The sequence below is a fragment of the Comamonas composti DSM 21721 genome (assembly GCF_000429845.1).
Lineage (GTDB): Bacteria > Pseudomonadota > Gammaproteobacteria > Burkholderiales > Burkholderiaceae_C > Comamonas > Comamonas composti.
Genome location: NZ_AUCQ01000003.1, coordinates 306,885 through 330,433, shown reverse-complemented (window position 1 = coordinate 330,433; position 23,549 = coordinate 306,885). Strand labels below are relative to the sequence as shown.

At 65.8% G+C, this 23,549-nt stretch carries 24 protein-coding genes; 10 read left to right on the top strand and 14 right to left on the bottom strand.

Annotated features, from left to right (window positions below; genetic code table 11):
* Positions 1–194: 194 nt before the first annotated feature.
* The 3 genes from G486_RS0104840 to G486_RS0104830 all read left to right on the top strand — a co-directional run bounded on the left by G486_RS0104840 (position 195) and on the right by G486_RS0104830 (position 1,917).
* Entirely contained in the window at positions 195–1,154 is a 960-nt protein-coding gene (locus G486_RS0104840) for a hypothetical protein (protein ID WP_027014517.1), read from the top strand.
* A 99-nt stretch (positions 1,155–1,253) separates the two neighbouring features.
* On the top strand, positions 1,254–1,481 hold the full coding sequence (locus tag G486_RS0104835) for a hypothetical protein (protein ID WP_027014516.1): 228 nt from the start codon (positions 1,254–1,256) through the stop codon (positions 1,479–1,481).
* An 82-nt stretch (positions 1,482–1,563) separates the two neighbouring features.
* Positions 1,564–1,917 (top strand): hypothetical protein, encoded by a 354-nt coding sequence (locus tag G486_RS0104830; protein ID WP_027014515.1) that lies wholly within the window; start codon positions 1,564–1,566, stop codon positions 1,915–1,917.
* Between the two features lie 7 nt (positions 1,918–1,924).
* Here the strand turns inward: G486_RS0104830 and G486_RS0104825 are convergent, their stop codons facing one another.
* Both G486_RS0104825 and pyrE read right to left on the bottom strand, forming a co-directional pair.
* Complete coding sequence (locus tag G486_RS0104825; RefSeq protein ID WP_051303136.1) at positions 1,925–2,602, bottom strand: hypothetical protein; 678 nt, start codon at positions 2,600–2,602, stop codon at positions 1,925–1,927.
* Positions 2,595–3,290 (bottom strand): orotate phosphoribosyltransferase, encoded by a 696-nt coding sequence (pyrE, locus tag G486_RS0104820; protein ID WP_027014513.1) that lies wholly within the window; start codon positions 3,288–3,290, stop codon positions 2,595–2,597. Before pyrE ends, G486_RS0104825 begins: the two co-directional genes overlap by 8 nt.
* Before the next feature lie 10 nt (positions 3,291–3,300).
* Between pyrE and G486_RS0104815 the strand changes: the two genes are divergently transcribed.
* A complete protein-coding gene (locus tag G486_RS0104815) occupies positions 3,301–4,104 on the top strand; it encodes an exodeoxyribonuclease III (protein WP_027014512.1) in 804 nt (267 codons plus the stop codon).
* A gap of 118 nt (positions 4,105–4,222) precedes the next feature.
* Here the strand turns inward: G486_RS0104815 and G486_RS0104810 are convergent, their stop codons facing one another.
* From G486_RS0104810 to G486_RS0104800, 3 genes are all read right to left on the bottom strand, one after another.
* On the bottom strand, positions 4,223–4,768 hold the full coding sequence (locus G486_RS0104810; RefSeq protein WP_027014511.1) for a hypothetical protein: 546 nt from the start codon (positions 4,766–4,768) through the stop codon (positions 4,223–4,225).
* 262 nt (positions 4,769–5,030) lie between these two features.
* On the bottom strand, positions 5,031–6,449 hold the full coding sequence (pntB, locus tag G486_RS0104805) for a Re/Si-specific NAD(P)(+) transhydrogenase subunit beta (RefSeq protein ID WP_027014510.1): 1,419 nt from the start codon (positions 6,447–6,449) through the stop codon (positions 5,031–5,033).
* Between the two features lie 36 nt (positions 6,450–6,485).
* On the bottom strand, positions 6,486–8,093 hold the full coding sequence (locus tag G486_RS0104800) for a Re/Si-specific NAD(P)(+) transhydrogenase subunit alpha (protein ID WP_027014509.1): 1,608 nt from the start codon (positions 8,091–8,093) through the stop codon (positions 6,486–6,488).
* A 512-nt stretch (positions 8,094–8,605) separates the two neighbouring features.
* On the opposite strand from G486_RS0104800, the gene G486_RS0104795 reads away from it, so the two are divergent.
* On the top strand, positions 8,606–9,244 hold the full coding sequence (locus G486_RS0104795; RefSeq protein WP_027014508.1) for an MBL fold metallo-hydrolase: 639 nt from the start codon (positions 8,606–8,608) through the stop codon (positions 9,242–9,244).
* Positions 9,245–9,373: 129 nt separating this feature from the next.
* Here the strand turns inward: G486_RS0104795 and G486_RS0104790 are convergent, their stop codons facing one another.
* From G486_RS0104790 to G486_RS0104780, 3 genes are all read right to left on the bottom strand, one after another.
* Positions 9,374–10,231: a M48 family metallopeptidase gene (locus tag G486_RS0104790; protein WP_051303134.1), complete on the bottom strand. Its 858-nt coding sequence runs from the start codon at positions 10,229–10,231 to the stop codon at positions 9,374–9,376.
* A gap of 75 nt (positions 10,232–10,306) precedes the next feature.
* Positions 10,307–11,242, bottom strand: a complete 936-nt coding sequence (locus G486_RS0104785; RefSeq protein ID WP_027014506.1) for a DMT family transporter — start codon at positions 11,240–11,242, stop codon at positions 10,307–10,309.
* A 53-nt stretch (positions 11,243–11,295) separates the two neighbouring features.
* The gene (locus tag G486_RS0104780; RefSeq protein ID WP_027014505.1) at positions 11,296–12,003 is read right to left on the bottom strand and encodes a helix-turn-helix domain-containing protein; all 708 of its coding nucleotides are present in this window, start codon (positions 12,001–12,003) and stop codon (positions 11,296–11,298) included.
* 87 nt (positions 12,004–12,090) lie between these two features.
* On the opposite strand from G486_RS0104780, the gene G486_RS0104775 reads away from it, so the two are divergent.
* The 3 genes from G486_RS0104775 to G486_RS0104765 all read left to right on the top strand — a co-directional run bounded on the left by G486_RS0104775 (position 12,091) and on the right by G486_RS0104765 (position 15,572).
* The gene (locus G486_RS0104775; protein ID WP_051303132.1) at positions 12,091–13,446 is read left to right on the top strand and encodes an AmpG family muropeptide MFS transporter; all 1,356 of its coding nucleotides are present in this window, start codon (positions 12,091–12,093) and stop codon (positions 13,444–13,446) included.
* Between the two features lie 137 nt (positions 13,447–13,583).
* Positions 13,584–14,333, top strand: a complete 750-nt coding sequence (locus tag G486_RS0104770; RefSeq protein WP_027014503.1) for a response regulator — start codon at positions 13,584–13,586, stop codon at positions 14,331–14,333.
* A gap of 9 nt (positions 14,334–14,342) precedes the next feature.
* Positions 14,343–15,572, top strand: a complete 1,230-nt coding sequence (locus tag G486_RS0104765; protein WP_027014502.1) for an ATP-binding protein — start codon at positions 14,343–14,345, stop codon at positions 15,570–15,572.
* 18 nt (positions 15,573–15,590) lie between these two features.
* On the opposite strand, the gene G486_RS21560 is transcribed toward G486_RS0104765, so the two are convergent.
* Complete coding sequence (locus G486_RS21560) at positions 15,591–16,868, bottom strand: O-antigen ligase family protein (RefSeq protein ID WP_245587241.1); 1,278 nt, start codon at positions 16,866–16,868, stop codon at positions 15,591–15,593.
* A 36-nt stretch (positions 16,869–16,904) separates the two neighbouring features.
* On the opposite strand from G486_RS21560, the gene G486_RS0104755 reads away from it, so the two are divergent.
* Complete coding sequence (locus tag G486_RS0104755) at positions 16,905–17,666, top strand: glycosyltransferase family 25 protein (RefSeq protein ID WP_027014501.1); 762 nt, start codon at positions 16,905–16,907, stop codon at positions 17,664–17,666.
* Between the two features lie 18 nt (positions 17,667–17,684).
* Here G486_RS0104755 and G486_RS0104750 read toward each other — a convergent pair whose 3' ends face one another.
* Entirely contained in the window at positions 17,685–18,782 is a 1,098-nt protein-coding gene (locus G486_RS0104750) for a glycosyltransferase (protein WP_027014500.1), read from the bottom strand.
* Positions 18,783–18,901: 119 nt separating this feature from the next.
* On the opposite strand from G486_RS0104750, the gene G486_RS0104745 reads away from it, so the two are divergent.
* The gene (locus G486_RS0104745; RefSeq protein ID WP_027014499.1) at positions 18,902–19,861 is read left to right on the top strand and encodes a glycosyltransferase family 32 protein; all 960 of its coding nucleotides are present in this window, start codon (positions 18,902–18,904) and stop codon (positions 19,859–19,861) included.
* A 73-nt stretch (positions 19,862–19,934) separates the two neighbouring features.
* On the opposite strand, the gene G486_RS0104740 is transcribed toward G486_RS0104745, so the two are convergent.
* From G486_RS0104740 to radA, 4 genes are all read right to left on the bottom strand, one after another.
* A complete protein-coding gene (locus G486_RS0104740) occupies positions 19,935–20,144 on the bottom strand; it encodes a zinc-finger domain-containing protein (RefSeq protein WP_027014498.1) in 210 nt (69 codons plus the stop codon).
* Between the two features lie 132 nt (positions 20,145–20,276).
* Positions 20,277–21,215, bottom strand: a complete 939-nt coding sequence (locus G486_RS0104735; RefSeq protein WP_027014497.1) for a branched-chain amino acid transaminase — start codon at positions 21,213–21,215, stop codon at positions 20,277–20,279.
* 162 nt (positions 21,216–21,377) lie between these two features.
* Positions 21,378–21,818, bottom strand: coding sequence for a hypothetical protein (locus G486_RS0104730; protein ID WP_027014496.1), 441 nt, complete (start codon positions 21,816–21,818; stop codon positions 21,378–21,380).
* A gap of 345 nt (positions 21,819–22,163) precedes the next feature.
* Positions 22,164–23,549 carry a DNA repair protein RadA gene (gene radA / locus G486_RS0104725; RefSeq protein WP_027014495.1) on the bottom strand — a complete coding sequence of 462 codons (1,386 nt, stop codon included), beginning with the start codon at positions 23,547–23,549 and terminating at the stop codon, positions 22,164–22,166.

Sequence of the window (23,549 nt, the reverse complement as noted above, 5' to 3'; positions counted from 1 at the left end):
GCGGATTCGCGATGCCGCCGCGAGATGTAGGTGAAAACGATAGGCCAGCCGCTCTTTCCGGGCCCGCAATCCGGCCATTTGCGAGTCGGAGCCTCCGGCTAGGGGCACTAGAATCCGCTGCCGCGCGTGCTCCGGCCCCAGGGGCTGGCGGACACGCCGCATATCGCTGTAGTTCAAGAAATCAAAGGCTTTGAATGGCTTTCACTATTTTTCGCAGGCTCGAAGACCTGCTGGTTCAGGTCGTGCGCCTGGTGCTGCTGGTCTTTTCGCTGTTCGTGCTGATCATCATGGGTCTGTGGCTGTGGGACGGCTTCAAGCCCGCCAAGGCGCCCGTGGAGGCCAGTGCCCAGGCGCCGCTGGACTGGCACAGTGCCAGGCCGGATCTGGACTTCGTGGTCAACGAGACCAGCCGCGACCTCAGCGTTTCCGCCGATGAGATCGTGCTCGAAAAGCGCCTCGCCGACCCGGCCCTGCGCCCCAGCTTCCAGAAGGCCGATGCACTGGTGCGCGCCTTCGTGAGCCAGAAACCCGAGGAGCGCGCGCGCCTGGAGCGCGACAACCAGTCCCTGGGCCTGGCGCCCGTGCCGGCCCTGCTGCAAGGCAATGCCCTGCCCACGGCCGAGGCCGTGAAAAAGGCCATCCGCCTGCGCGAGCAGGGCGGTGATTCCGCGCCCCACGCCTCGGCAGCCACGGAAGACGCGGCAGCCGAGGCCGCCGCAGCCGCCGATGACGAGGATGAAGAAGATCGCTCCTGGTGGAGCCATGCCGACACCAGCGGCTCCATCCACGAACGCGCCCAGATGGCCGAGATCGAGCATGGCAAGGGCGCCTACGAAGCCTATGTGCTGGGCGCCCCTGCCGCACTGGAGAAGGTCTTTGCCAACCCGGCCGTGGCGCGCAAGCTGCAGGAGCAAGGCGCGCAGCAGATTCTGTCCACGGTGCTGCTCAATTACACGCTGAGCTTCGACACCGCAGCCGCCGAGCTGCGCGGCGACGCCCCAGCCGAGAGCAGCAGCTGGAAGAGCCGCTTCGACGGTTTCGAGGCCGCGATCTGGAGCATGCTGATGTCCTTTCTGGTGCTGGTGGTCATGGTTCTGGCCCTGATCCGCATGGAGCGCCATCTGCGCGTCATCAGCGAGCACAAGCCCCGCTAAGAACGTGTTCAGGGATTGGGCGCTGGTCATTCCTGCGAGCATGGCTACACTTGGGAACAAGCCTGCGGCATCGCAGGCCCTGATGTGAAAGGAGTCGCCATGAACCAGTCATCCAGCCCCAATCTCGACAAGCTGCGCAACATCGTCCAGAGATTCGGCCCGCACTCCTTCACCACGGCCCAGGTGGCCAGCGAATACGAGGACGGCCCGGCCAACGCCGAGGCCACGGCCCAGCTCGAATCCTGGCTCAACCGCCATGCCACCGTGCTCGGCATCCATGCGGTCAGCCACGCCCAGGGCAGTGTCACGGTCTGGGAGATGGCCTAGGCCCTGAAACAGCGAGGCGCCAACCCCGGCAACTCGCCCTTCGCCCCCTCTCCAACCAGCCGATACACCCCCTTTTCCTCCGATGTTCGCGATTGAAATCTGGCCCTGGCTGTCGGCCTTGGCCAGCGCGGCCCTGGTGCTGACCGCCATGGCCTGGGTGTGGCGCAGTGCGCGGCGGCTCACGCCCGGCACGCGCGATGCAGCCACGGCCAGGCGCATGGCATGGCTGTTTGCGCTGGGCGCCCTGGCCTGGCTGGCCTATGCGCTCCATGCAGGCTATGCCCGTCTCTGGCAGGCCGATGCATTTCTGATCTTTGCCCAGCAAAATGCCTTGCTGGGCCTGCCTTTTCTCATAGGCGGTCTGGCCTGGGTCGCGGCCCTGATGCTGGGGCGGGTGTTCCGGCTGCTGGCCGCCTCCGCGAGCGTCGGGCGATAGGAAGCTCTTAGCGCCCCGCTCCCGGCTGCGCGGCCTGGGCTGCCTGCGCCGCCCACAGCGGGCGCAACTGGACCAGCTCGTCGTTGAAGCGCTTGCGTATGCGCAGCTTTTCGTGCTCCTGCTGCTGGATGAAGCGCTGCTGCTCCTCCTGGCTGGAGCGGTTGTCCTCGACCTGGCGGCGCAGGACGGCCGGAGCCTTGGCCGGGTCGCCCGCGTAGAACTCCATCTCCGTGTCCAGCGCGGCGCGGCGCTTGGCCAGCTCCTGCAGGCGCTGCTGGGCCACCTCCGTGGCCTGTCCGGCCTGCTCCAGGGCTGCGGCCAGGGCAGCGCCATGGGCTTCCTGGTTGGGATAGCGCGCCAGCAGCGCCTTTTCGCGCGCGCGCTCTTCGCGCATGCGCCTTTGCTCGGCCTGTTGCTGGCGGCGCTGGTTCTCCAGCTCGGCACGCTCGCTCTCGGTCAGCGTGGGCCCTACGCGGCGCAGCTCCACGCCGGTGCTGCCCAGCACGCGCTGGTCGCGATCCAGGCACTCGGCAATCGGCCGGTCTGCGGTGATGCGCCGGCCCTTGGCATCGATGCAGGAGTAGATTCCGCCCGACGCCCCGCTCTGGGCGGCGGCCGCACCGACCCAGGCCATGGCGCATAGCGCCAGCAGCGCAGGCCTGATCGGCAGAAGATGTTTAGTCATTGACTCCATAACGCTGGCGATAGGCCAGTACGCGCTCATGGTGCTCGCGTCCGCCATCCCCTCCTTGCTCGGCAAGGTATAGCAATAAGTCTGCCAGTTTGGCAATCGTGCAGACCTGCATGCCCAGGCGGCTGCGCACATACTGCACGGCGCTGTAGGCCACGTCCTGGCCGTTTTCGGTGGCCATCTCCTGGCGGTCCAGGGCAATCGCCACGGCATGCGGCGTGGCGCCTGCGGCCTGGATGATGGCAATCGACTCGCGTGCAGCCGTGCCCGCGCTCATCACGTCGTCCACGATGAGCACCCGGCCCTTGAGCGGCGCGCCCACCAGCGAGCCGCCTTCGCCATGGTCCTTGGCTTCCTTGCGGTTGTAGGCAAAGGGCACGTTCCTGCCCAGGCGGGCCAGTTCCACGGCCACGGTGGCGGCCAGGGGAATGCCTTTGTAGGCCGGGCCGAAGACCATGTCGAACTCCATGCCGCTGGCGACAATGGCTTTTGCATAGAATTCGGCCAACCGCCCCATCTTGGCGCCGTCGTCGAACAGGCCTGCATTGAAGAAGTACGGGCTCAGACGGCCAGCCTTGGTCTTGAACTCGCCAAAGCGCAGCACGCCTGCGTCGACGGCAAACTGCACAAACTCCTGTGCCAGACGGCCTGCATCGCCGTTGGACTTCTCACTTACCACCATGGATTCATCCTTGTTCAAATTAACCAGCCTCAACCTCAACGGCATACGCTCGGCCACGACCAAGGGCGTACAGACCTGGATAGCGGCCACTGCGCCGGATTGTATTTGCGTGCAGGAAATCAAAGCCCAGGCCGCCGATATGGCCGGGCGCTTCGAAGAGCTGGCCGGCCTGCGCGGCCATTTCCACTACGCGCAGAAAAAGGGCTATTCGGGTGTGGGCATCTACAGCCGCGCCGAGCCCAGCGACGTGGTCATAGGCTTTGGCTCGCACGAGTTCGACGCCGAGGGCCGCTATGTGGAGGCGCGCTTTGACACGCCGGCGCGCAAGCTGTCCATCATCAGCGCCTATTTCCCCAGCGGCAGCTCGGGCGATCTGCGCCAGGAGGCCAAGTTCCGCTTTCTCGCCGAAATGCATGCCCATCTGATGGCCATGAAGGCCGAACGCGAGTTCATCCTGTGCGGCGACATCAACATCGCCCACCAGAACATCGACCTCAAGAACTGGCGCAGCAACCAGAAGAACAGCGGCTTCACGCCCGAGGAACGCGCCTGGATGACAAAGTTGTTGCACAAAACCGAGCCCGGCGGCGGCATTGTTGACGTCTACCGTCAGCTCCAGCCCGATGCGACGGACGCTTGCTACACCTGGTGGAGCAACCGCGGCCAGGCCTATGCGAACAACGTGGGCTGGCGTCTGGACTACCACCTGGCCACGCCGGCCATGGCGGCCCTGGCGCGCAGCGAGTCCATCTACAAGGGCGAGAAGTTTTCCGACCACGCGCCCATCACCATAGGCTACGACTTCACGCTCTGAAAAAAGAAGCATCCAGCACGCTCTGCTGGCTGATTTCAAGCCTGTTTCATAGCAAAAAACAGAACAGGCCAGCGCTACCAGCTATCAAGTAGCGAGCGCCCTGGCGTGCAACGCCGGTTCAGGTAGCCGAGGACCAGGGGCTGTCGGCGGCCTTTTTCTTCTCGAAGAATGCGGCCACGCCATCGATCAGCTCCTTCTGGGCGCGGTTCATGGGCGGCTCCAGGGTAGCGGCCGCACGCATGATGGTTCTGAGCGTCTGCTGGTGGTAGTCGGTGAAGCGGGCCGCGCTGGGCCCGAGCACGGCGGGCAGCTCGCCCACGTCGAGCGCGCGGTTGCGCAGCATGTGGGCGCTGGCCACGAGCAGGTTGCCGGCCTCGGTCTCGCTCAGCGACAGGTGCTGGCTCAGCAGGGCCTGCACGCCGGTCTTTTGCTGCACCGTGACCACGCCCGCCGTCTGCACCGTGGCCAGGGCCAGCACGGCGACCACGTCCACCGGATGCTCCAGCGTGTAGAGCGGCGGCGTGCTGATTTTCTTTTTCCAGGCGCGGCGGCGGAAAAAGCTCAGGGGGTTGAGCCAGCCCACGTTGATGCCCAGGCGCTGCAGCGCCTCCATGAGCATGGTGAAGGTGATGATCAGGCCCAGTATCTCTAGGAGGATGCCCATATGGTTTTCGCTTGTTATCAAGGGATGGCTGATGGCAGGCGCCGTGCAGGCACTTGCGGCCCGGTTTCAGGCCAGCGCGATTGTAGGGGGGCAATCCCGGCATATCCGTCAACAATCCATTCGGGCCGCAGCCGCATCCGTCCCGCCGCGCTCATGAAAAAAGAGCGGCCAGCGCCCGGCGCATCCCGGATTCAGATGGTATTCATCCAAATCCGTTGAGACACCAGCGCTGGCCGCTTTTATTTCAGGAGCAGGCGTTCGCTCAGGCCTTGAGCACCATCAGCACCTCGTCGAGCATCTTCTTGGCATCGCCGAACAGCATGCGGTTGTTGTCCTTGTAGAACAGCGGGTTGTCCACGCCCGCATAGCCCGAGGCCATGGAGCGCTTCATGACGATCGAGGTCCTGGCCTTCCAGACTTCGAGCACGGGCATGCCCGCGATCGGGCTGGCCGGGTCTTCGAGCGCGCTGGGGTTCACGATGTCGTTGGCGCCTATGACCATGGCCACATCGGTGTCGGGGAAGTCCTCGTTGATCTCGTCCATCTCCATCACGATGTCGTAGGGCACCTTGGCCTCGGCCAGCAGCACGTTCATGTGGCCGGGCATGCGGCCGGCCACGGGGTGGATCGCAAAGCGCACGTCCACGCCCTTTTCGCGCAGCGTCTTGGTGATCTCGTACACCGTGTGCTGGGCCTGGGCCACGGCCATGCCGTAGCCGGGCACGATGATCACGCTCTTGGCATCGCGCAGCATCTCGGCGGTCTCGGCCGCGCTCACGGGCACGGCCTCGCCCTGGGGCTCGGCGGCCGCGCCGTCACCCGCAGGCTTCTTGGCGGGCGCGCCCGAGCCGAAGCCGCCCGCGATCACGCTGATGAAGTTGCGGTTCATGGCCTGGCACATGATGTAGGAGAGGATGGCGCCTGAGGAGCCGACCAGCGCGCCGGTCACGATCAGCAGGTCGTTGCTGAGCATGAAGCCCGTGGCGGCCGCAGCCCAGCCCGAGTAGCTGTTGAGCATGGACACGACCACGGGCATGTCGGCGCCGCCGATGGCCATGACCATGTGCACGCCGAACAGCAGCGCGATCACGGTCATCACGATCAGCGGCAGCATGCCGGACTGCACATCCGGTGCATCGAGAAACTGCTTGCCGAACCAGACCACGACCAGCAGCGCCACGAGGTTCAGCCAGTGGCGCGCGGGCAGCAGCAGCGGCTTGCCGCCGATCTTGCCGTTGAGCTTGCCGAAGGCGATGAGCGAGCCCGAGAAGGTCACGGCGCCGATCAGAATGCCCACGTAGATCTCGACCTCGTGGATGGCTTTTTCCGCGCCCGCGAGCTGCAGCGAGGTATCCACATAACTGGCAAAGCCCACCAGGCAGGCGGCCAGGCCGACCAGGCTGTGCATGAGCGCGACCAGCTCGGGCATCTGCGTCATCTTCACGACCTTGGCCGCGTACAGGCCAATGCCCCCGCCGATGACCAGGGCCATGACGATCCAGGCCATGCCGGAGGCGCTGACGCTGGGGCCGAACACCGTGGCCAGCACGGCCAGGGCCATGCCCAGCATGCCGAACAGATTGCCCCGGCGCGAGGTTTCGGGGTTGGACAGTCCTCCCAGACTGAGGACGAAAAGGATGGCCGCGCCCAGATAGGCGACCGTTGCGAGACTTTGGGACATGATGCTGTGTCTTCCTGTTCTAGTTCTGTGGGAGTCTTATTTGCGGAACATGGCCAGCATGCGGCGCGTGACCGCAAAGCCGCCGAACATGTTGACGGCCGTGAGCACCAGGGCGGCGAAGGCCAGCCACAGGATCAGGCTGTCGGGGCGGCCGTTGATGCCCGCATTGGGCGGCGCGATCTGCACCAGCGCGCCGATGGCGATGATGCTGGAGATCGCATTCGTCACGCTCATCAGCGGCGTGTGCAGCGCCGGCGTGACGTTCCAGACCACCATGTAGCCGATGAAGCAGGCCAGCACGAAGACCGTGAAGTGGCCGAGGAAGGCCGCAGGCGCATAGGCGCCGATGAACCAGAACAGCACGGCAGCCACCGCAAAGATCACGGCCAGGGACTTGCCCGACATGGGCGCACCGCTGCCATGGCCGTGGCCGCTCTTTTTCTGCTCCACGGGCGCGGCTGCGGGCTTGGGCGCCGGCACGGGCGCGGCCTTGAGCGGCGGCGCGGGCCAGGTGATCTCGCCGTTCTTGACCACGGTCAGGCCGCGGATCGCGTCGTCCTCCATGTTCACCAGGGCCTGGCCGTTCTTGGCCTTGCACAGCTCCTCGGTCAGGCGCAGCAGATTGGTCGCATACAGCGTGGACGACTGCTTGGACAGGCGCGAGGCCAGGTCGGTGTAGCCGACGATGGTCACGCCATGGCGCACCACGGCCTCGCCGGGCACGGTCAGCTCGCAGTTGCCGCCCTGCTCGGCCGCCATGTCCACGATCACGCTGCCGGGCTTCATGCTCTGCACCATCTCGGCCGTGATCAGCTTGGGTGCGGGCTTGCCGGGGATCAGCGCCGTGGTGATGATGATGTCGGCCTCCCTGGCCTGCTGCGCATACATCTGGCGCTGCGCGGCCTGAAAGCCTTCGCTCATGACCTTGGCATAGCCGCCGCCGCCCGAGCCCTCTTCCTCATAGTCGACCTTGACGAACTCGCCGCCCAGAGACTTGACCTGATCGGCGACCTCGGCGCGCGTGTCGTTGGCGCGCACGATGGCGCCCAGATTGGCCGCCGTGCCGATCGCCGCCAGGCCCGCCACGCCCGCGCCCGCAATGAACACCTTGGCCGGCGGCACCTTGCCCGCAGCCGTGATCTGGCCGTTGAAATAGCGGCCGAAGGCGTTGGCGGCCTCGATCACCGCGCGATAGCCGGAGACGCCGGCCATGGAGGTCAGCGCATCCATCTTCTGCGCGCGCGAGAGCGTGCGCGGCAGGCAGTCTATGGCCAGCACCGTGGCCTTTCTGTCCGCGAGCTGCTGCATGAGCTCAGGGTTTTGCGCAGGCCAGACAAAGCCGATCAGCGTGCCACCTTCGCGCAGCAGCGCCACCTCGTCGCTGCTGGGCGGGCGCACCTTGAGCACGATGTCGGCCGCAGCCCACAGCGCGGCCGCGCCCTCGATGATCTCGGCGCCGGCCGCGCGATAGGCGTCATCGCTGAAGTTGGCGGCCTCGCCGGCGCCCGACTCCACGGCGACCACAAAGCCGAGCTTGATGAGCTTTTCCACGGCATCGGGCACGGTGGCCACGCGCTTTTCGCCGGGAAAGATTTCGCGCGGCACGCCTATGCGCTGTACCGGCTCGCTGGGGTTGGCTGACATCGGATATCTCCTTGAGTTTTGAATCATCGACTCCGTGGCGCACGGGGCCGCTCATCCGGATGCGGTCCACGCGGCATGCGCGCGCCCGGACGGGCACACGCGAGAATATGGGGGAATTGAAGGGGCGGGCAGCCGCCATTGGGGGCAAGCGTGCAGGCAGGCGCTCGAAAGCTAAAAGTGGGGCAGCACGGCGCATTGCCGCAACCGCTTCGCCAAGACTGGCGATCGCGGCCATGCCGCGGCCGCAGTTCCCTTTTCCAGCCCGGCAGAAACACGGATCCACATACGAAGTCTCTCCTGCGGGCCAGGGCCCGGTGCAATGCCACTCGAAGTGCAAACCGCGCGTCCATGCGGGTTTGACGGTAACAAGTCGTGCTTTTTATCATGGCACACCCCGCACGGCCACAGGGACAAGCCCGCGACAGCCCGGCAGGCCTGCACAGAACAGCCGCGCCCGGCTATGGCATGCTCGGTGCAGTCCCCGGCCCTGCCGTTAACAATGACACCGCCCCATGCTTTGCTATCACACCGTCCCCGTCACCGCTTTTCAACAAAACTGCTCTCTGGTCTGGTGCGATCAGACCATGGAGGCCGCCGTCATCGACCCGGGCGGCGATCTGGAGCAGATCGGCTGGGAGGTCGAGCGCCTGGGCCTCGCGCTCAAGGCCATCTGGCTCACCCATGCACACATCGACCATGCGGGCGGCACGGCCGAGCTCGCCGAGCAGCAGGGCCTGCCCATCATCGGCCCGCATACGGGCGACCAGTTCTGGATCGATCTCCTGCCCCAGCAGGGCGCCATGTTCGGCTTTCCACCCTCCCAGCCGTTCACGCCCACGCGCTGGCTGCAGGACGGTGACAGCGTACAGATCGGCCGGGAGACGCTGGCCGTGCGCCACTGCCCCGGCCATACGCCCGGCCATGTGGTGTTCCATGCGCCCCAGATCCAGCGCTGCTTCGTGGGCGATGTGCTGTTCGCGGGCAGCATAGGCCGCACCGACTTCCCCCAGGGCAATCACCAGCAGCTCGTGGACAGCATTGTCCAGCGGCTGTGGCCCATGGGCGACGACACGGTCTTCATCCCCGGCCACGGCCCCGAGAGCAGCTTCGGCCGCGAGCGCCAGAGCAACCCCTATGTGGGCGGAACCTGAGCCCTCTCCAGCCTCCCGCCGAAGACTCTCATAAAGTGAGCTGGTAGCACTTGCTGTGTAACGATTTCAACGATGAATCGATCTGAAATCGTTATATGGCAAGTGCTACCAGCTATGTTTTTGAATACATCAGCGCCGCGCGGCCTCATACAGCGCCTGCACGCGGGGCACATTGCGCTCCAGCTCGCGTATGCGCTCCGGGCCCGAAGGGTGGGTGGACAAGAACTCCAGCCCGCCCGAGCCCGTGGCCTCGCCCATCTTGCGCCATAGCGAGACCGAGGCCTGGGGGTTGTAGCCCGCGCGCGCGGCCAGCTCCAGGCCGACGAGGTCGGCATCGCTTTCATCGCTGCGGCTGAACTTGAGCGTGAGCAGCTGCGTGCCGACCCTGGCCGCCATATTCCCCAGATCGCCGAGGCCCAGCAGCTGCGCACCCAGGCTCAGGCCTATGCCCGTGGCCTGGCCCTTGGCCAGCTGCTCGCGCGAATGCTCGCGCAGCGCATGCGCCATTTCATGACCCATGATCATCGCGATCTCGTCGTCCGTGAGCCTGAGCTGGTCGATGATGGCCGTATAGAACGCAATCTTGCCGCCGGGCATGCAAAACGCGTTGATCTCCTTGCTGCCAATGAGATTGACCTCCCAGCGCCATTGGGCCGCCCTGGAGTTCCACTGGTAGGTATGGGGAATGAGTCGTTGCGCAATCGCCCTCAGGCGCTGCAGCTGGGCATGGCCGTCCGGGGCCAGAGCGCCCTGGGCGCGGGCCTTGTCCAGCATCTCGCGGTATTGCTCCACGGCCGCGCTCTCCAGCGCCTCGGCCGGCACCAGCTTGCGCAGCCTGGAAGAGCTGCCCACATTGACCTGGGCCGCCACGGGAGCGCCTGCCAGGCCCAGCGCAGCCGCCGTGCCCGCGAACAGAAAGCCGCGGCGCGTGCCGTGGCAGGCACAGCCCGGGTGATGGAAAAAAGAGGCAGGGGTCGGCGAATTCATGGCCCGCATGGTAGCGCGCCGCTCTCGGGCCCGGCTGTAGGCTGCGGGCCGAAATTCGGGCTGGCGCCCGGCCGCTCACAAGGCCCTGGTCTCGGCCCGCACCACCACCAGCAAGCCCACGAGCAAGGCCGCCAGGCCCAGCCAGGACGGCAGGGCCTGCGCCTCGCCCACGACCACCACGGCCAGCACAAAGGCGGCGGCAGGCTCGATCAGGCTCAGCGCCACGCCCGTCGGGCCGGAGATGCTGCGCAGGCCCATGGAGAACAGCATGTGGGCCAGGCCCGAAACCACCAGTCCCAGATAGACCACGACCAGGATGGCGGACGCGCTCCACTGCGGCGCGCCCGCATACCACCAGGCCACGGGCAGGGCGAACAGGGCCGCGCCCGTGAACACATAGCAATTCACCACGCGCGGCGACAGCTGCGCAACCAGGCGCTTGTTGATCAACGCATAACCTGCATAAGACAGGCCGGCCAGCAGGCACAGGCCCAGCCCCGTCCAGGACGGTGTCTGCCCGGGCCCGCCATTGCCCGCGACCATCATGGCGCCGCCGGCCACGCTGATCAGCGTACCGCCCCACCACAGCGCGGACAGGGGTGAGCGCAGCACCAGGGCCTGCAGCAGGCCGGCCCAGATCGGGCCGCTGCCAATGGCCACGGCCGTGCCCACGGCCACGCCCGCGAGCCGCAGGCCCTCATAGAAAAAAACGCTGTAGCCGCCAATGCCCAGGCTGGCCAGCACAAACCACAGGGGCCGCAGGCCGGCGCTGGCCGGGCTGGGCAGCAAGGGCCTGGCCACGCCGCTGGCCGAGGCCCGCGCATGCGAGAGCAGCAGCAACAGCGCCAGGAACAGGCTGGCCACGCCCAGCTGGGCCGCTCCGACCCAGAAGGGCGAGAGCGTGCCCGCGCCCAGGCTCTGGGCCGTGCCCGATGTACCCCAGAGCACGCCGGCCACGGCGACCAGGGCAATGCCGCCCGCAGAAGAGGAGGAGGTGAACAGACCCGTCATGCCCGCCATGGTGCGCCGGCCTGGGCGCCGCATTTGTAGAGCAGCTCTCGAAGTCAGGCGCAGCGCCTTGGCCGGCGCAACTGTCTTGCGCCCAGGCCCTTGTCGCGCCGCAGCGCGTAGGCCAGGGCACTGGCCGAGCCATAGCCGGTGCGCAGCGCCGTGGCCTCCAGCGTCAGGCCCCGCGCCAGCGCATGCTGGGCCGCATCCAGCCGCAGCGCGCGCAGCCAGGCCTGGGGCGGGCGGCCTGCGAGTTCCACGAAGCGTGCATGAAAGCGCTGGCTGCTCATATGGCATAGCCGCGCCAGGCGCGCCGTGCTCCAGTCCTCGTGCAGCGCAGCCTCAACGCAGGCCTGCAGGGCCGCAAGATCGAGGCTGCGGCGCGCAAGAAGCGCCGGCGCCTCCAGCACCAGCGCGATCTGCTCGGCCACGGGCATCTGGGCCGCGGCACTGCGCAAAACCGGCGGTACCGCAAAGCGGCGCCACCTGTCCAGGCCCGGCCCGGCAGGCGCATCGATGACGAATACCTGCGCGCGCCGGTCCGCAAGATAGCCATGCTCCAGGCCCGGAGGAATCAGCATGCCGCTGGCCGCATCCACAAAGGCACTGCGCCCGCCGACCTCCAGCTCCATGCGGCCCTGCAGCGCAAACAGGATTTGCACATGGCCGTGCGCATGCGATTGGTGCTCGCCGCTGTAGCTGCGCACCGAGCACTGGGGCCCGGCCTGGGACAGGCGGGCATGGATGGAGTCGTTGTAGGCCATGGCTGTGTTTTGTGCCCGCCATGGTAGCGCTTGCCCGGGTGAATCGCTGCGGCACAGATAATTGCCCGGAGCCTCCTGCACCAGACCATGACCAAGCCCTACTCCCCGGACTCCGAATTGCACCCAGACCCACACCCCGCTCCCGCGCCTCGCAGCTGGATGGACAGCCTGCGCGTCTACGCCGAACCCACGAGCCTGCGCATGCTGGCCCTGGGCTTCTCGGCGGGCCTGCCGCTGCTGCTGGTGCTGGGCACGCTGTCGTTCTGGCTGCGCGAAGCCGGGGTCAACCGTGCCACCATCGGCTATCTGAGCTGGGTGGGCCTGGTCTATGCCTTCAAGTGGGCCTGGTCGCCGCTGGTGGACCGCCTGCCCCTGCCCTGGCTCACACGCAGGCTGGGCCGCCGGCGCAGCTGGCTGCTGTTTTCCCAGGCGCTGATCGCTGCCGGCCTGCTGGGCATGGCCTTCTTCGATCCGCGCCAGGCGCTGCAGCCCCTGGTCTGGTGCGCGCTGGCCGTGGCCTTTGGCTCGGCCACCCAGGATATTGCGCTGGACGCCTACCGCATCGAATCCGCCGATGCCGACCGCCAGGCCGCGCTGGCCGCCACCTACCAGACCGGCTACCGCCTGGCCATGATCTGGGCCGGCGCGGGCGCGCTGTGGATTGCGGCCCGCGTCCAGGGTCAGGCCCAGGGCTATGCGGCCGACGCCTGGTCCGTGGCCTATGCCGCCATGGCAGCGAGCATGCTGGTGGGCGCACTCACCGTGCTGCTGTCACCCGAGCCCACGCCCCCGTCCATGGCCAAGGCACGCAATCTGCGCGAATGGCTGGAGAGCACGCTGGTCGACCCGTTCGCCGACTTCATAGGCCGCTACCGCTGGCATGCGCTGTTGCTGCTGGCCCTGATCGGCGTGTACCGCATCAGCGATGTCGTCATGGGCGTGATGGCCAACAGCTTTTACGTGGACATGGGCTATACCAAGGACGAGGTCGCCGCCGTGAGCAAGATCTTCGGCCTGATCATGACCCTGGTCGGCGGCTTTGTGGGCGGCTCCATGGCGATACGCTGGGGCGTGATGCGCGTGCTCATGCTGGGCGCGGTGCTGTCCGCGTCGACGAACATATTGTTCGCCTGGCTGGCCACGCGCGGCCATGATTTCACGGGGCTGATCTGGGTCATCAGCGCCGACAACCTGGCCGGCGGCATCGCCTCGGCGGCCTTCATCGCCTACCTGTCCAGCCTCACCAATGTGCGCTACTCGGCCACGCAATATGCGCTGTTCAGCTCCATGATGATGCTCGCACCCAAGTGGATTGCGGGCTTTTCCGGGGTCTTTGTCGACCGCTTCGGCTACGAGGCCTTTTTCCACACCACGGCCCTGCTGGGCCTGCCCGTGCTGGTGCTCATCGTGTTCGCAGCACGCGTCAAAGCACGCGGTGCTTGATGCACAGGCCGTCAAAGCTACATGTTCGATAGCACCCGGTTTTCGCAATCTGGCGGTTTACCCAACTTTACGCAAGCGACAAGCCTGCATGACCGAGGCATAGCAGCATGAGCAAAAGCAAGATACCAAGCCACAGCATGAGCACACAGCCACCCCAAATGCATCAGTTGCTGATGATCGAAGACGATGCCCGTCTTGCGCAAATGGTCAGCGAATACCTCGCCAACAACGGCCTGCAGGTCAGCCATGCGGGCGATGCGCGCAGCGGGCTGGAGCAGCTGTTGCCAGGTGACGGCCTGCCCGCCAGCGATCCGCCGGAGCTGGTGATTCTCGATCTGATGCTGCCCGACATGGACGGGCTCGAAGTCTGCAGGCGCATACGCTCCCTGCCCGGCCCCGCAGGCCAGGTACCCGTGCTCATGCTCACGGCCAAGGGCGACCCCATGGACCGCATCATCGGCCTGGAGATCGGTGCCGACGACTACCTGCCCAAGCCCTTCGAGCCGCGCGAGCTGCTGGCGCGCATCCGCGCCATCCTGCGCCGGCGCGGCAGCGGCGACTCCGAGCCGGCCAGCTCGGCCTGCATGCGCTTCGGCAGCCTGGAGATAGACCGCGACGCGCGCACCATCACCGTGGCCGGCCAGTTGCGCGAGCTGACCTCCTACCAGTTCGACCTGCTGGTCACCCTGGCCGAACGCGCAGGCCGCGTACTCACGCGCGACCAGATCATGGAGGCCGTGCGCGGGCGCGAGCTGGAAGCCTTCGACCGCTCCATTGACGTGCACATGGGCCGCATACGCGCAGCCATCGAGTCCGACCCCAAGACACCCAAGCGCATCCTCACGGTGCGCGGCGTGGGCTATGTCTTCGCCAAACAGCAGGATTGAGTGCCAGCGGTGTCCATATTCAGCCCGTTCTCGCGCCGCCTTTATCTGCGCATCTGGCTGGCCGTGGCCTGCGGCCTGGCCTTGTTCACCCTGGTCATAGGCTATGCGTGGCGCGTGGCCGCAGAGCGCAATGCGCAAACCGTCAACAGCCCGCCCCCGCGCGAGTTCGTGATCACCGATGCCCAGGGGCAGCCCATGATCAAGGGCCTGGTCACCCGCCTGCCCGGCAATCCCGATGAAGGCCTGGAGTTCAGGGTGGACACTGTGGAGGGCGAGGTCCTGAGCCTGCAGATGTCGCCACGCAAGCGCAGCTCCGGACCACCGAGTGGCGGTGGCGGCCGCCATGGACCGTTCTGGCTGCGCCCTTCGTTCGACTTTCTCTGGCTGCTGGCCCTGGTCAGCATTGCCGTCACCCTGGGCGTATTCCCCGTGATCCGCCGCCTGCTGCAGCGCCTGGAGACCCTGCAGCGTGGCGTGCAGCGCTTCGGCGAGGGCGACCTGTCGGTGCGCGTGGCCGAGCAAGGCCAGGACGAGGTGGCCGACCTCGCGCGCCAGTTCAATGCAGCCGCTGCGCGCGTGGAAACTCTGGTCACCTCGCACAAGACCCTGCTCGCGAATGCCTCGCATGAGCTGCGCTCGCCGCTCACACGCATCCGCATGGGCCTGGAATTCATGGGCAGCGATCCGGCCAGCGCGCGCGCTGGCGCCGAGATACAGCGCAATATCGAAGAGCTCGACCAGCTGGTGGACGAGATCCTGCTGGCCAGCCGGCTCGAATCCCACGAGGCCGATGTCGGCACCATGGAATGCGTGGACCTGATCGGTCTTGCCGCCGAGGAGTGTGCGCGTGTGGATGCCGAGCTTGATGTGCAGACCGACGGATCGCTAGAAGTGCCCGGCATCGCCAAGCTGCTGCGCCGTGCCGTGCGCAACCTGCTGGAAAATGCACGCCGCTACAGCCATGGGGACGTCACGCTGACCCTGCGCACCCAGGCCAACCTGGCTCTAGTCCTCATCGAGGACCATGGCCCCGGTGTTCCCGAAGAACAGCGCGAGCGCATTTTCGAGAAGTTCTACCGCCTGCCCGGGGCCAGCGAACGCTCTGGCGGCGTAGGCCTGGGCCTGTCCCTGGTGCGCTCCATCGCTCAGCGCCATGGCGGCAGCGTGCACTGCGCGGCGCGCGCCGACGGCGAGGACGGAGCCTGCTTTGTGCTGAGCCTGCCCGTGGCCCCCCGATAAGCCTCTGCGCGCCAGGCCTCAGCCGGCCAGGGCCGCACCCAGGCGGCAGTCTTTTGGCGGTCTTTCCAGAAAGCAGATCGCGCCCCAGAAGGCGGCCAGCGAGAAGGTATAGAACAGGTGACCGCTGTTGTGGGCAAAAAAGACCTGGGTCCAGCCAAAGCCGAAATACGCCAGCGGCAGCAGTGCGGCTGCAGCCCTCAGCGCCAAGGCCCTGGGTCTTAGCTCGGCCGCCACGGCTGCGAGCCGCCGCGCATTCGGCCAGAACACATACAGCGGCGCGGCATAGAAGAACAACAGCACCAGCAGGCCGGCCAGCCCGCGCTTGGCCCACATATCGAGAATCTCATTGTGGGCATGGCCGTAATCCATGACCGAAGGATGGGCCAGGCCCTGATCCACCAACTCCTGCTTGGCTCGCACATACCCTTGCAGCCCCCAGCCGGCGAGCGGCTTTTCCTCAATCAGGCGCAGCGCCAGCCGCCACTGCTCCAGGCGCTGGCCTATCGAGGTCTGCGCATATTGCGCAGGATTCAGCTGGTAGTTGCGCGCCTCCTGCACCGCGAGGGCCGCGCGCTTCTCGAGCTTCTGGTAGGCGGGCAAGGCCAGGGCCACGCAGCCCGCAAGTATCACCACAACCGCGACAAAGGCGCTGCGCCTGTGGCCATTGCGCCAGGCCATGATCCAGATCGCGGCCAGCAGCAGGGGCACGGTCACCCAGGAGCCGCGCGACTCGGACAGCAGCGAGGCCAGAACCCCCGCCCCTCCACACAGCGCAAGCAGGCCGATCTGCCACCCGCGCCAGCGCCCCAGCACCGCCAGGGCCCAGCAGGCAATGCCCATGTACATGGCAATGCCGCCGTACTGGATGGCATTCGTGAATCCGCTGGCCTTGGTCAGGTGCAGCACCAGATACTGGTAGGCCGCAACGCCCAGCGCGCCGACCGAGCCTGCGGCCAGGCCCCACACCACGGCCCTGGGACACAGGCCGCTACGGCTCAGCACCCAGAGGCTCAGGCCAGCCAGCGCATATTTGGCCCCATAGTCCAGGCCAGCAGACGTGGAGCTACCATAGCCCATGGCCCATATCAGACCGATAGCAGCAAGGCTTGCCAGCAAAATTCCTGTCTCCCGCATGCCGGCTTGCTGCCTGGGCTTGTGCAGCAGACTTGCGAGCGCCAGCAAGGCCATGGCCGAGCTGCCATATGAATACCCCGAGGGCACGGCCAGGCTCAAGGCAAAAAACGAAAATACCGCGAGCCCAAAGCCCGTATTCAAAAAATTTTGATAAGAAATCACAAAGAGTTCCTGATAGAACACCTGCCAAGCTCCAGCATGCCCAGTATTCCCATTGTCTATATCAATCTTGCCAAGGATGCAGAGCGCAAGCAGCGCATGCAGGCTCAATTCTCGAATCTGGGATTGGCAGCTTCCCGCCTGCCTGCCGTTTGGTGGAATGATCTTGACGAAGAAGCCAAGGCCTATTATTTCAGCTCCCAACTCAACTCCCGGCAGTATTTCAAGCCCATGGGCAACGGAGAGAAAGGCTGCTATTGCAGCCACATCACGGCCTGGCGCCAGTTGCTGGACGGGGATGCGCCGGCCCTGGCGGTCTTTGAGGACGATGTGCGCCTGCTGCCCACACTGCCCCAGGCGCTGCAATCCATTGCAGCCCTGCCCGCAGATCGCTGGGACATGATCAAACTGTTTGGACGCCCCAAAGAGAAAATCGCTAGTCGTAAATATTTGTCAGATTCATCTCTTGAATTAATAAGTTACAGCCGTATTCCCAGTTTTGCGACCGGCTATGTTGTCAGCCGTGCAGGCGCACACAAGCTGCTGGCTTCGCGTCTGCCTTTTGGCCGCCCCATTGATGTGGACCTGCGCTTCTGGTTCGAGAACGACCTGCAGGTCTTCGGCATCCAGCCCTCGGTGATCGCGCTGGACGATACCAGTGAAGTGAGCAGCATATGGATGGAAAAAGAGCCGCCCCCCGCTCTGCCCCAACGGCTGCGCAAGCTCAGGATGAAGCTGGAGCTGGGCTGGGGCAATGCCCTGCATCGCGCCAAGACACCAAAGGCCAGCCATATCCTGTAAGGCAAGCCCCGCAGAGGTCTAGGCCTGGCGGCCTGAGGTGCCCAGCAGCAGTTGCCGGTAGGCCTGCCACATATGCTGGCGCCCATAGGAGTCAAACGCCTGGTGCCTCGCCGCCTCGCCCAGACGCTGGCACAGGGCCGGGTCCTGCAGCAGCCGCTTCAGAGCCTCTGCGAGGGCCCGCGCATCCGACTCGGGCACGAGCAGGCCATTGCTGCCGTGCTCGATGAGCTCGCGCACGCCCAGCACCTCGGAGCCGACGCAGGCACAGCCTGCCGCCATGGCCTCCACCAGGGCCAGAGGCATGCCCTCCCAATGAGTGGCAAGCACGAAGATCTGCGTCTGCACCAGCCTTTGCGGCAGATCCGACACATTGCCGAGAAAGCGCACCTGCTCCTGCAGGCCCAGTTGCTGCACCAGCTTGTGCGCCTGGGCCAGCTGACGCTTGCGTCCGCCACCAGCCAGATACAGGCGTGGTTTCAGCCCTTGCCCGTGCAGCAGGCCCAGGGCCTGGATCAGCGTGGCCTGGTCTTTTTGCCGGGCAAAGCGCGAGGCCATGAGAATCGCCGGTTCACGCTCGGCCCAGTGCCCGGGCAGCAGGCCTGGTGCAAAGCGCTCCAGATCGATGCCGTTGCAGATCGCCACACAGCGCTCCGGAGGAAAGCCGCGCTCCACCAGGCTGGTGCGCACGCCTTCGGACACACCTATGCTGGCCTGGGTGAAAGGCGCCAGCGCCAGCGCCTGCTGGAGCCTGCGCCGCGTATAGCGCTCGCGCGAGTTGTGCTCTACATGAAAGATCTGCGCCACACCTTCGGCCACGGCGGCCTGCCGGCCCCAGATGTGGTCGCTAAAGCCGTGGGCAAAGACCACGTCGGGCTTCCATTCACGCATGATCTTGCGCAGCTCGCGCACGGTCAGCACATGCAGCCAGTTGGAGACCACACGCACCTGCAGGCCCTGGTCGCGCAAGGCCTGGACCCGGGCTTCGGAGGTATTGCGTTTGCGCCGCAGGACCAGCAGGGTCTGCATGTCCGGCGTGTCCCTGGCGGCCAGGCACAGATCCACGGCAACCTGGGTCGCCCCCGAAAAACCTCCGGTCACGAAATGCAGCACCCGCATGGGCCGTCGCATGCCGGGCTGGGCAGCCGCTGTCACAAAGCCTGTCACAGGTTCTGAAGCACAATCCGCTTGCATAGAAATTTGTGTATTCAACCGAGCTCCCGCTTCATCAGCCCGCCATGACCAGGATTCCTGCCTGCCTCTTCAAAGGCGCCTTGCAGTTGGTTCAGCTCCCCAACCTCAAAAGCTCTGCCGGCTATCAAATCCCCGCACCCTGTGTGCTCAAGGGCTCGCATGCGGGCGCCGTCAATCGCAGCGGCCAACCGCTGCCTGCGACCATACCCAAGATATTGTGGACGTACTGGAGCCAGCCCCATCCCGATGTGTTTGTCTGCGAATGTCTTCAGAGCTGGCGCCTGCAATGCCCGGATTATGAAGTGCGGCTGGTCCACCCCGGCAATCTTGCCGACTATGTGCAGGCCGGCGAGCTCCCCGGGCAGTTTGCCGGGCTGCACCCGACCAAGCAGTCGGACTGGCTGCGTCTGTACCTCGTGGCCCGCCATGGCGGCTTCTGGCTCGATGCGAGCAGCCTGCTCACCAGCTCCATGGACTGGATGCAGGCGTCTGACGCAGCCACCAGGGAGTTTGTGGGCTTTTATCTGGAAAAATTCACCCGGCTGCCGGCTTTTCCCGTGGTCGAGAGCTGGGCCTTTGGCGCTCCGCCCGGCTCGCGCTTCATGGCGGCCTGGCAAGAGGAGTTCCATCAGGCGCTGATCGAGGAAGGCGCCGAGGTCTATTTGCGGCGCCTGCAGCAGCAGCCCGGGTGGGCTGCGCTTCAGCAAGGCATCAAGGACCCGTGCTATCTGCTGATCCACATTGCGGCCCAGCGGGTGCTGCAGCGCCAGGAGTTCTCCTGCATGGTCTTGTTCAAGGCCGAGGACACGGCTTATTACTACCACCACGGCCTGCGCTGGAAATGGTATTTGCTCTATCCCCGGCTCTGCCTGAGCCAGGCGCCCGCCGCCTTGGCTCCCGTGGTCAAGCTGCGCGGCGGCGAGCGCCGCCACTTCAGCGAGATGCTGGCCCGCCACGGCGGCGCCGTGCCCGGAAGCATCTGGCACCGCGCGCTCAACCCATAAGGAACAAGGCCCGCTGAGGGCCTTGCTTGCAGCAGTCCTGAGAACGTGAACACGTTCTCAGGCCAGGCAGCGCTCAATGCCCGCCCGCAAACACCTCGCCGGCCTTGAGCCGGTATTGCGTGCCGCAGTAGGGGCACTTGGCCTCGCCCGTGTGGCCCACGTCCAGGTAGACCCGGGGATGGTTGTTCCAGAGCTTCATGTCGGCCTTGGGGCTGGGACAGAAAACACCGCCTTGCTGGTTCAGATCCTTGGCGGCCAGTTCAACGATGGCATTCGTGGTCATTTCGTGGTCTCTTTCGTAAGGGGTGGGTGCGGGCAGAGCCGCCAGCATGGGGCCATGCCCGCCGCGCAGCGGGGACGCCGCCGCCTCTTGAAGGCGGTGGCGGCGCAGCCGCTCACGCTCAGGGGGTGATTTTCAAACCTTGGTCAGCCAGTGCGCGTACTTCGGGTTGCGGCCGTTGACGATATCGAAGAAGGCCTTCTGAATTTTCTCGGTGATCGGGCCGCGCCGGCCCTCGCCGATCTGGATGCGGTCGACTTCGCGTATGGGCGTGACTTCGGCGGCCGTGCCCGTGAAGAACACTTCATCGGCGATATACAGCTCGTCGCGCGTGATGCGCCTTTGCACCACGTTCAGGCCCAGGTCCGCGCAGATGTGCATGACGGTGTTGCGCGTGATGCCGTTCAAGGCGCCGGCCGAGAGGTCGGGCGTGCAGACCTCGCCGTCCTTGACCACGAAGATGTTCTCGCCCGAGCCTTCGGAGACGAAGCCTGCCGCGTCCAGCAAGATGGCTTCGTCGTAGCCGTCATCCAGCGCCTCGGTATTGGCCAGGATGGAGTTGGTGTAGTTGCTCACGGCCTTGGCCTGGCTCATGGTGATGTTCACATGGTGGCGCGTGAAGCTCGAGACCTTGACGCGTATGCCGCGCTCCATGCCATCCTCGCCCAGGTAGGCGCCCCAGGCCCAGGCTGCGACCATCAGGTGAATGGTGTTGCCCTTGGGCGAGACGCCCAGCTTCCTGTCGCCAATCCAGGTCAGCGGGCGCAGATAGCAGGATTCGAGCTGGTTGGCACGCACCACGTCGATCTGGGCCTGGTTGGCCTGCTCCTGGGTGAACGGAATCTGCATGCGCAAGATCTTGGCGCTGTTGAACAGGCGCTTGGTATGGTCCTCGAGCCGGAAGATGGCCGTGCCCTGCTCGGTCTTGTAGGCCCTGACGCCCTCGAATGCCCCGCAGCCGTAATGCAGCGTATGGCTGAGCACATGGATCTTGGCATCGCGCCAGTCCACGAGCTGACCATCCATCCAGATCTTGCCGTCGCGGTCGGCCATGGAGGGGGTTGCGGGGCTCATACATGCGTCCTTGGGTGAATCAACAGCCTTTTATTCTAGTGTCCTGCGCCGGGGCTGCGTTGCTCCGCCCACCGACTGCAATCAAGGCCTGACAAGCGCCGGCCGCAGCCAAGGCCCGGCCGTGGCAGAGATACGCGGGGATTGGCCCGCAAACGCTTTTTTTCAGGGCGCTGCAGACGGTGCACCGGCCTCGATCTCGGCCCCGGATTCGGGCTGCTGCGGACGCTGCAGCGCCCACTTCATGAGCCGACCGCCCACGAACTCGCAGGTCACATGGGATTGCGTGCCATCGGTCCAGCGGTAGATCTCGGGCTGCTCATCGTCCCCGGACAGGCGCTCGCCCAGGGAGCGTGTCATGGCGACCACATGCACCAGCGGCTGGCGAGGCTTGAGCTTGACGTTGAGCATGACGGCGCTGCCCACATAGCCAATCGGGCGCTGGGAGGCGCGCCTCATCACCGTCATCAGGCGCGTGAAGTGCAGCAGCAGCCACATCACGATGCCGCCGCCCACGGCCACCACCCCGAGCCAGCCATAGGACTGGTAAGCCCCGATCAACAGCACCAACAGACCAAGAGGAATCAGGATATTGCGCAAATTCATGGGCACGATTGTCATATGCACACGCACCCCGCCCGCTGCGGCGAACGCGTATGGCCCTGCACCCTGCTGGACAAAGTCTGAAGGACTATTAATTTAGAAGCTGCTAGCGCTCTACAGCAATAGATTTCAGATAGTTTTCAGTCTGAAATCTTTATATACCAAGCGCTACCAGCTCACTTTATTGAAGATCAACACGCCACCCCCATGGAGCTGGCCCCCTCAAGACCAGGAATGCAGGCCACGCTTTCTCCTGAAAAAAGCATTCCGAACCCAAGAGGCCATCCCGGCGGCCCGACACCGGGGATGGAGGGCAAGAGCCGCCTCGCGGCCTAGCCGCGCGGGGGATCAGCCTATCGCTCTCACGATGTTCATGGCCTCGTCCACCCGCTCCACCGCGTGGATGGTGAGGCCGGCAATCGGCTTCTTGGGCGCGTTCGCCTTGGGCACCACGGCCATGGTGAAACCCAGCTTGGCGGCTTCCTTGAGGCGCTCCTGGCCGCGCGGCGCGGGCCGCACTTCGCCGGCCAGGCCGACTTCGCCAAAGGCGATGAAGCCCTTGGGCAAGGCCTTGCCGCGCAGGCTGGAGGTGATAGACAGCATCACCGCCAGATCGGCCGCAGGTTCGCTGATGCGCACGCCGCCCACGGCGTTGACGAACACGTCCTGATCGGCGCAGGCCACGCCCGCATGGCGGTTGAGCACGGCCAGCAGCATGGCCAGGCGGTCGCGGTCCAGGCCCACGGACAGGCGGCGCGCAGCCGGCCCGCCCTGGTCGACCAGGGCCTGAATCTCCACGAGCAGCGGGCGCGTGCCCTCCAGCGTGACCAGCACGCAGGAGCCGGGCACGGGCTCGCTGTGCTGGCTCAGGAAAATGGCGCTGGGGTTGGACACGCCCTTGAGGCCTTTTTCCGTCATCGCGAACACGCCGATCTCGTTGACCGCGCCAAAGCGGTTCTTGATGGCACGCACCAGGCGGAAGTTGCTGTGCGTATCGCCCTCGAAGTACAGCACCGTGTCCACCATGTGTTCGAGCACGCGCGGGCCGGCGAGCGCGCCCTCCTTGGTCACATGGCCGACGAGGATGACGGTGATGCCCGTGGTCTTGGCCGCGCGCGTCAGGTGGGCCGCGCACTCGCGCACCTGGGCCACCGAGCCCGGCGCCGACGAGAGCTGGTCCGAATACACCGTCTGTATCGAGTCGATGACCACCACGGCCGGCTGCGTGGCCTCCATGGTGGCCAGGATTTTCTCCAGCTGGATCTCGGCCAGTACATTCACCTGGCTGGCCTCCAGCCCCAGGCGGCGCGAGCGCAAGGCCACCTGGGCGCCGCTTTCCTCGCCCGTCACATACAGCGTGGGCAGGCCCAGACGGTGCAGGGCATCCATGGCCTGCAGCAGCAGGGTGGACTTGCCTATGCCGGGGTCGCCCCCGATCAGCACCACGCCGCCCTCGACCACGCCGCCGCCGAGCACGCGGTCCAGCTCCTCGATGCCGCTGGGCGTGCGCGCCACGTCCTGGGCCTCGATGGCCGCCAGCGGCGTCACCGGCTGGGCATTCGCCAGGCCCGCATAGCCCTCGCGCTGGCTGAGCCGGTTCTTGCCGCCCGAAGCCGATTCGGACACGGTCTCCACCAGCGTGTTCCAGGCGCCGCAGGCCGGGCATTTGCCCAGCCAGCGCGGGCTGGTGCCGCCGCAGGCATTGCAGGTGAACTGGGTTTTGTCTTTGGCCAT

Bases quoted from the DNA above. Each gene is read 5' to 3' on its own strand.
- pntB (WP_027014510.1), bottom strand. From the start codon at position 6,449: ATGTCCCAAAGTCTCGCAACGGTCGCCTATCTGGGCGCGGCCATCCTT.
- G486_RS0104810 (WP_027014511.1), bottom strand. From the start codon at position 4,768: ATGGGCATCCTCCTAGAGATACTGGGCCTGATCATCACCTTCACCATG.
- G486_RS0104775 (WP_051303132.1), top strand. From the start codon at position 12,091: ATGACCAAGCCCTACTCCCCGGACTCCGAATTGCACCCAGACCCACAC.
- G486_RS0104825 (WP_051303136.1), bottom strand. From the start codon at position 2,602: ATGACTAAACATCTTCTGCCGATCAGGCCTGCGCTGCTGGCGCTATGC.
- G486_RS0104745 (WP_027014499.1), top strand. From the start codon at position 18,902: ATGACCAGGATTCCTGCCTGCCTCTTCAAAGGCGCCTTGCAGTTGGTT.
- G486_RS0104800 (WP_027014509.1), bottom strand. From the start codon at position 8,093: ATGTCAGCCAACCCCAGCGAGCCGGTACAGCGCATAGGCGTGCCGCGC.
- pyrE (WP_027014513.1), bottom strand. From the start codon at position 3,290: ATGGTGGTAAGTGAGAAGTCCAACGGCGATGCAGGCCGTCTGGCACAG.
- G486_RS0104770 (WP_027014503.1), top strand. From the start codon at position 13,584: ATGAGCACACAGCCACCCCAAATGCATCAGTTGCTGATGATCGAAGAC.
- G486_RS0104730 (WP_027014496.1), bottom strand. From the start codon at position 21,818: ATGAATTTGCGCAATATCCTGATTCCTCTTGGTCTGTTGGTGCTGTTG.
- G486_RS0104740 (WP_027014498.1), bottom strand. From the start codon at position 20,144: ATGACCACGAATGCCATCGTTGAACTGGCCGCCAAGGATCTGAACCAG.
- radA (WP_027014495.1), bottom strand. From the start codon at position 23,549: ATGGCCAAAGACAAAACCCAGTTCACCTGCAATGCCTGCGGCGGCACC.
- G486_RS0104750 (WP_027014500.1), bottom strand. From the start codon at position 18,782: ATGCGGGTGCTGCATTTCGTGACCGGAGGTTTTTCGGGGGCGACCCAG.
- G486_RS0104840 (WP_027014517.1), top strand. From the start codon at position 195: ATGGCTTTCACTATTTTTCGCAGGCTCGAAGACCTGCTGGTTCAGGTC.
- G486_RS0104835 (WP_027014516.1), top strand. From the start codon at position 1,254: ATGAACCAGTCATCCAGCCCCAATCTCGACAAGCTGCGCAACATCGTC.
- G486_RS0104780 (WP_027014505.1), bottom strand. From the start codon at position 12,003: ATGGCCTACAACGACTCCATCCATGCCCGCCTGTCCCAGGCCGGGCCC.
- G486_RS0104790 (WP_051303134.1), bottom strand. From the start codon at position 10,231: ATGAATTCGCCGACCCCTGCCTCTTTTTTCCATCACCCGGGCTGTGCC.
- G486_RS0104755 (WP_027014501.1), top strand. From the start codon at position 16,905: ATGCCCAGTATTCCCATTGTCTATATCAATCTTGCCAAGGATGCAGAG.
- G486_RS0104795 (WP_027014508.1), top strand. From the start codon at position 8,606: ATGCTTTGCTATCACACCGTCCCCGTCACCGCTTTTCAACAAAACTGC.
- G486_RS0104735 (WP_027014497.1), bottom strand. From the start codon at position 21,215: ATGAGCCCCGCAACCCCCTCCATGGCCGACCGCGACGGCAAGATCTGG.
- G486_RS0104785 (WP_027014506.1), bottom strand. From the start codon at position 11,242: ATGACGGGTCTGTTCACCTCCTCCTCTTCTGCGGGCGGCATTGCCCTG.
- G486_RS0104830 (WP_027014515.1), top strand. From the start codon at position 1,564: ATGTTCGCGATTGAAATCTGGCCCTGGCTGTCGGCCTTGGCCAGCGCG.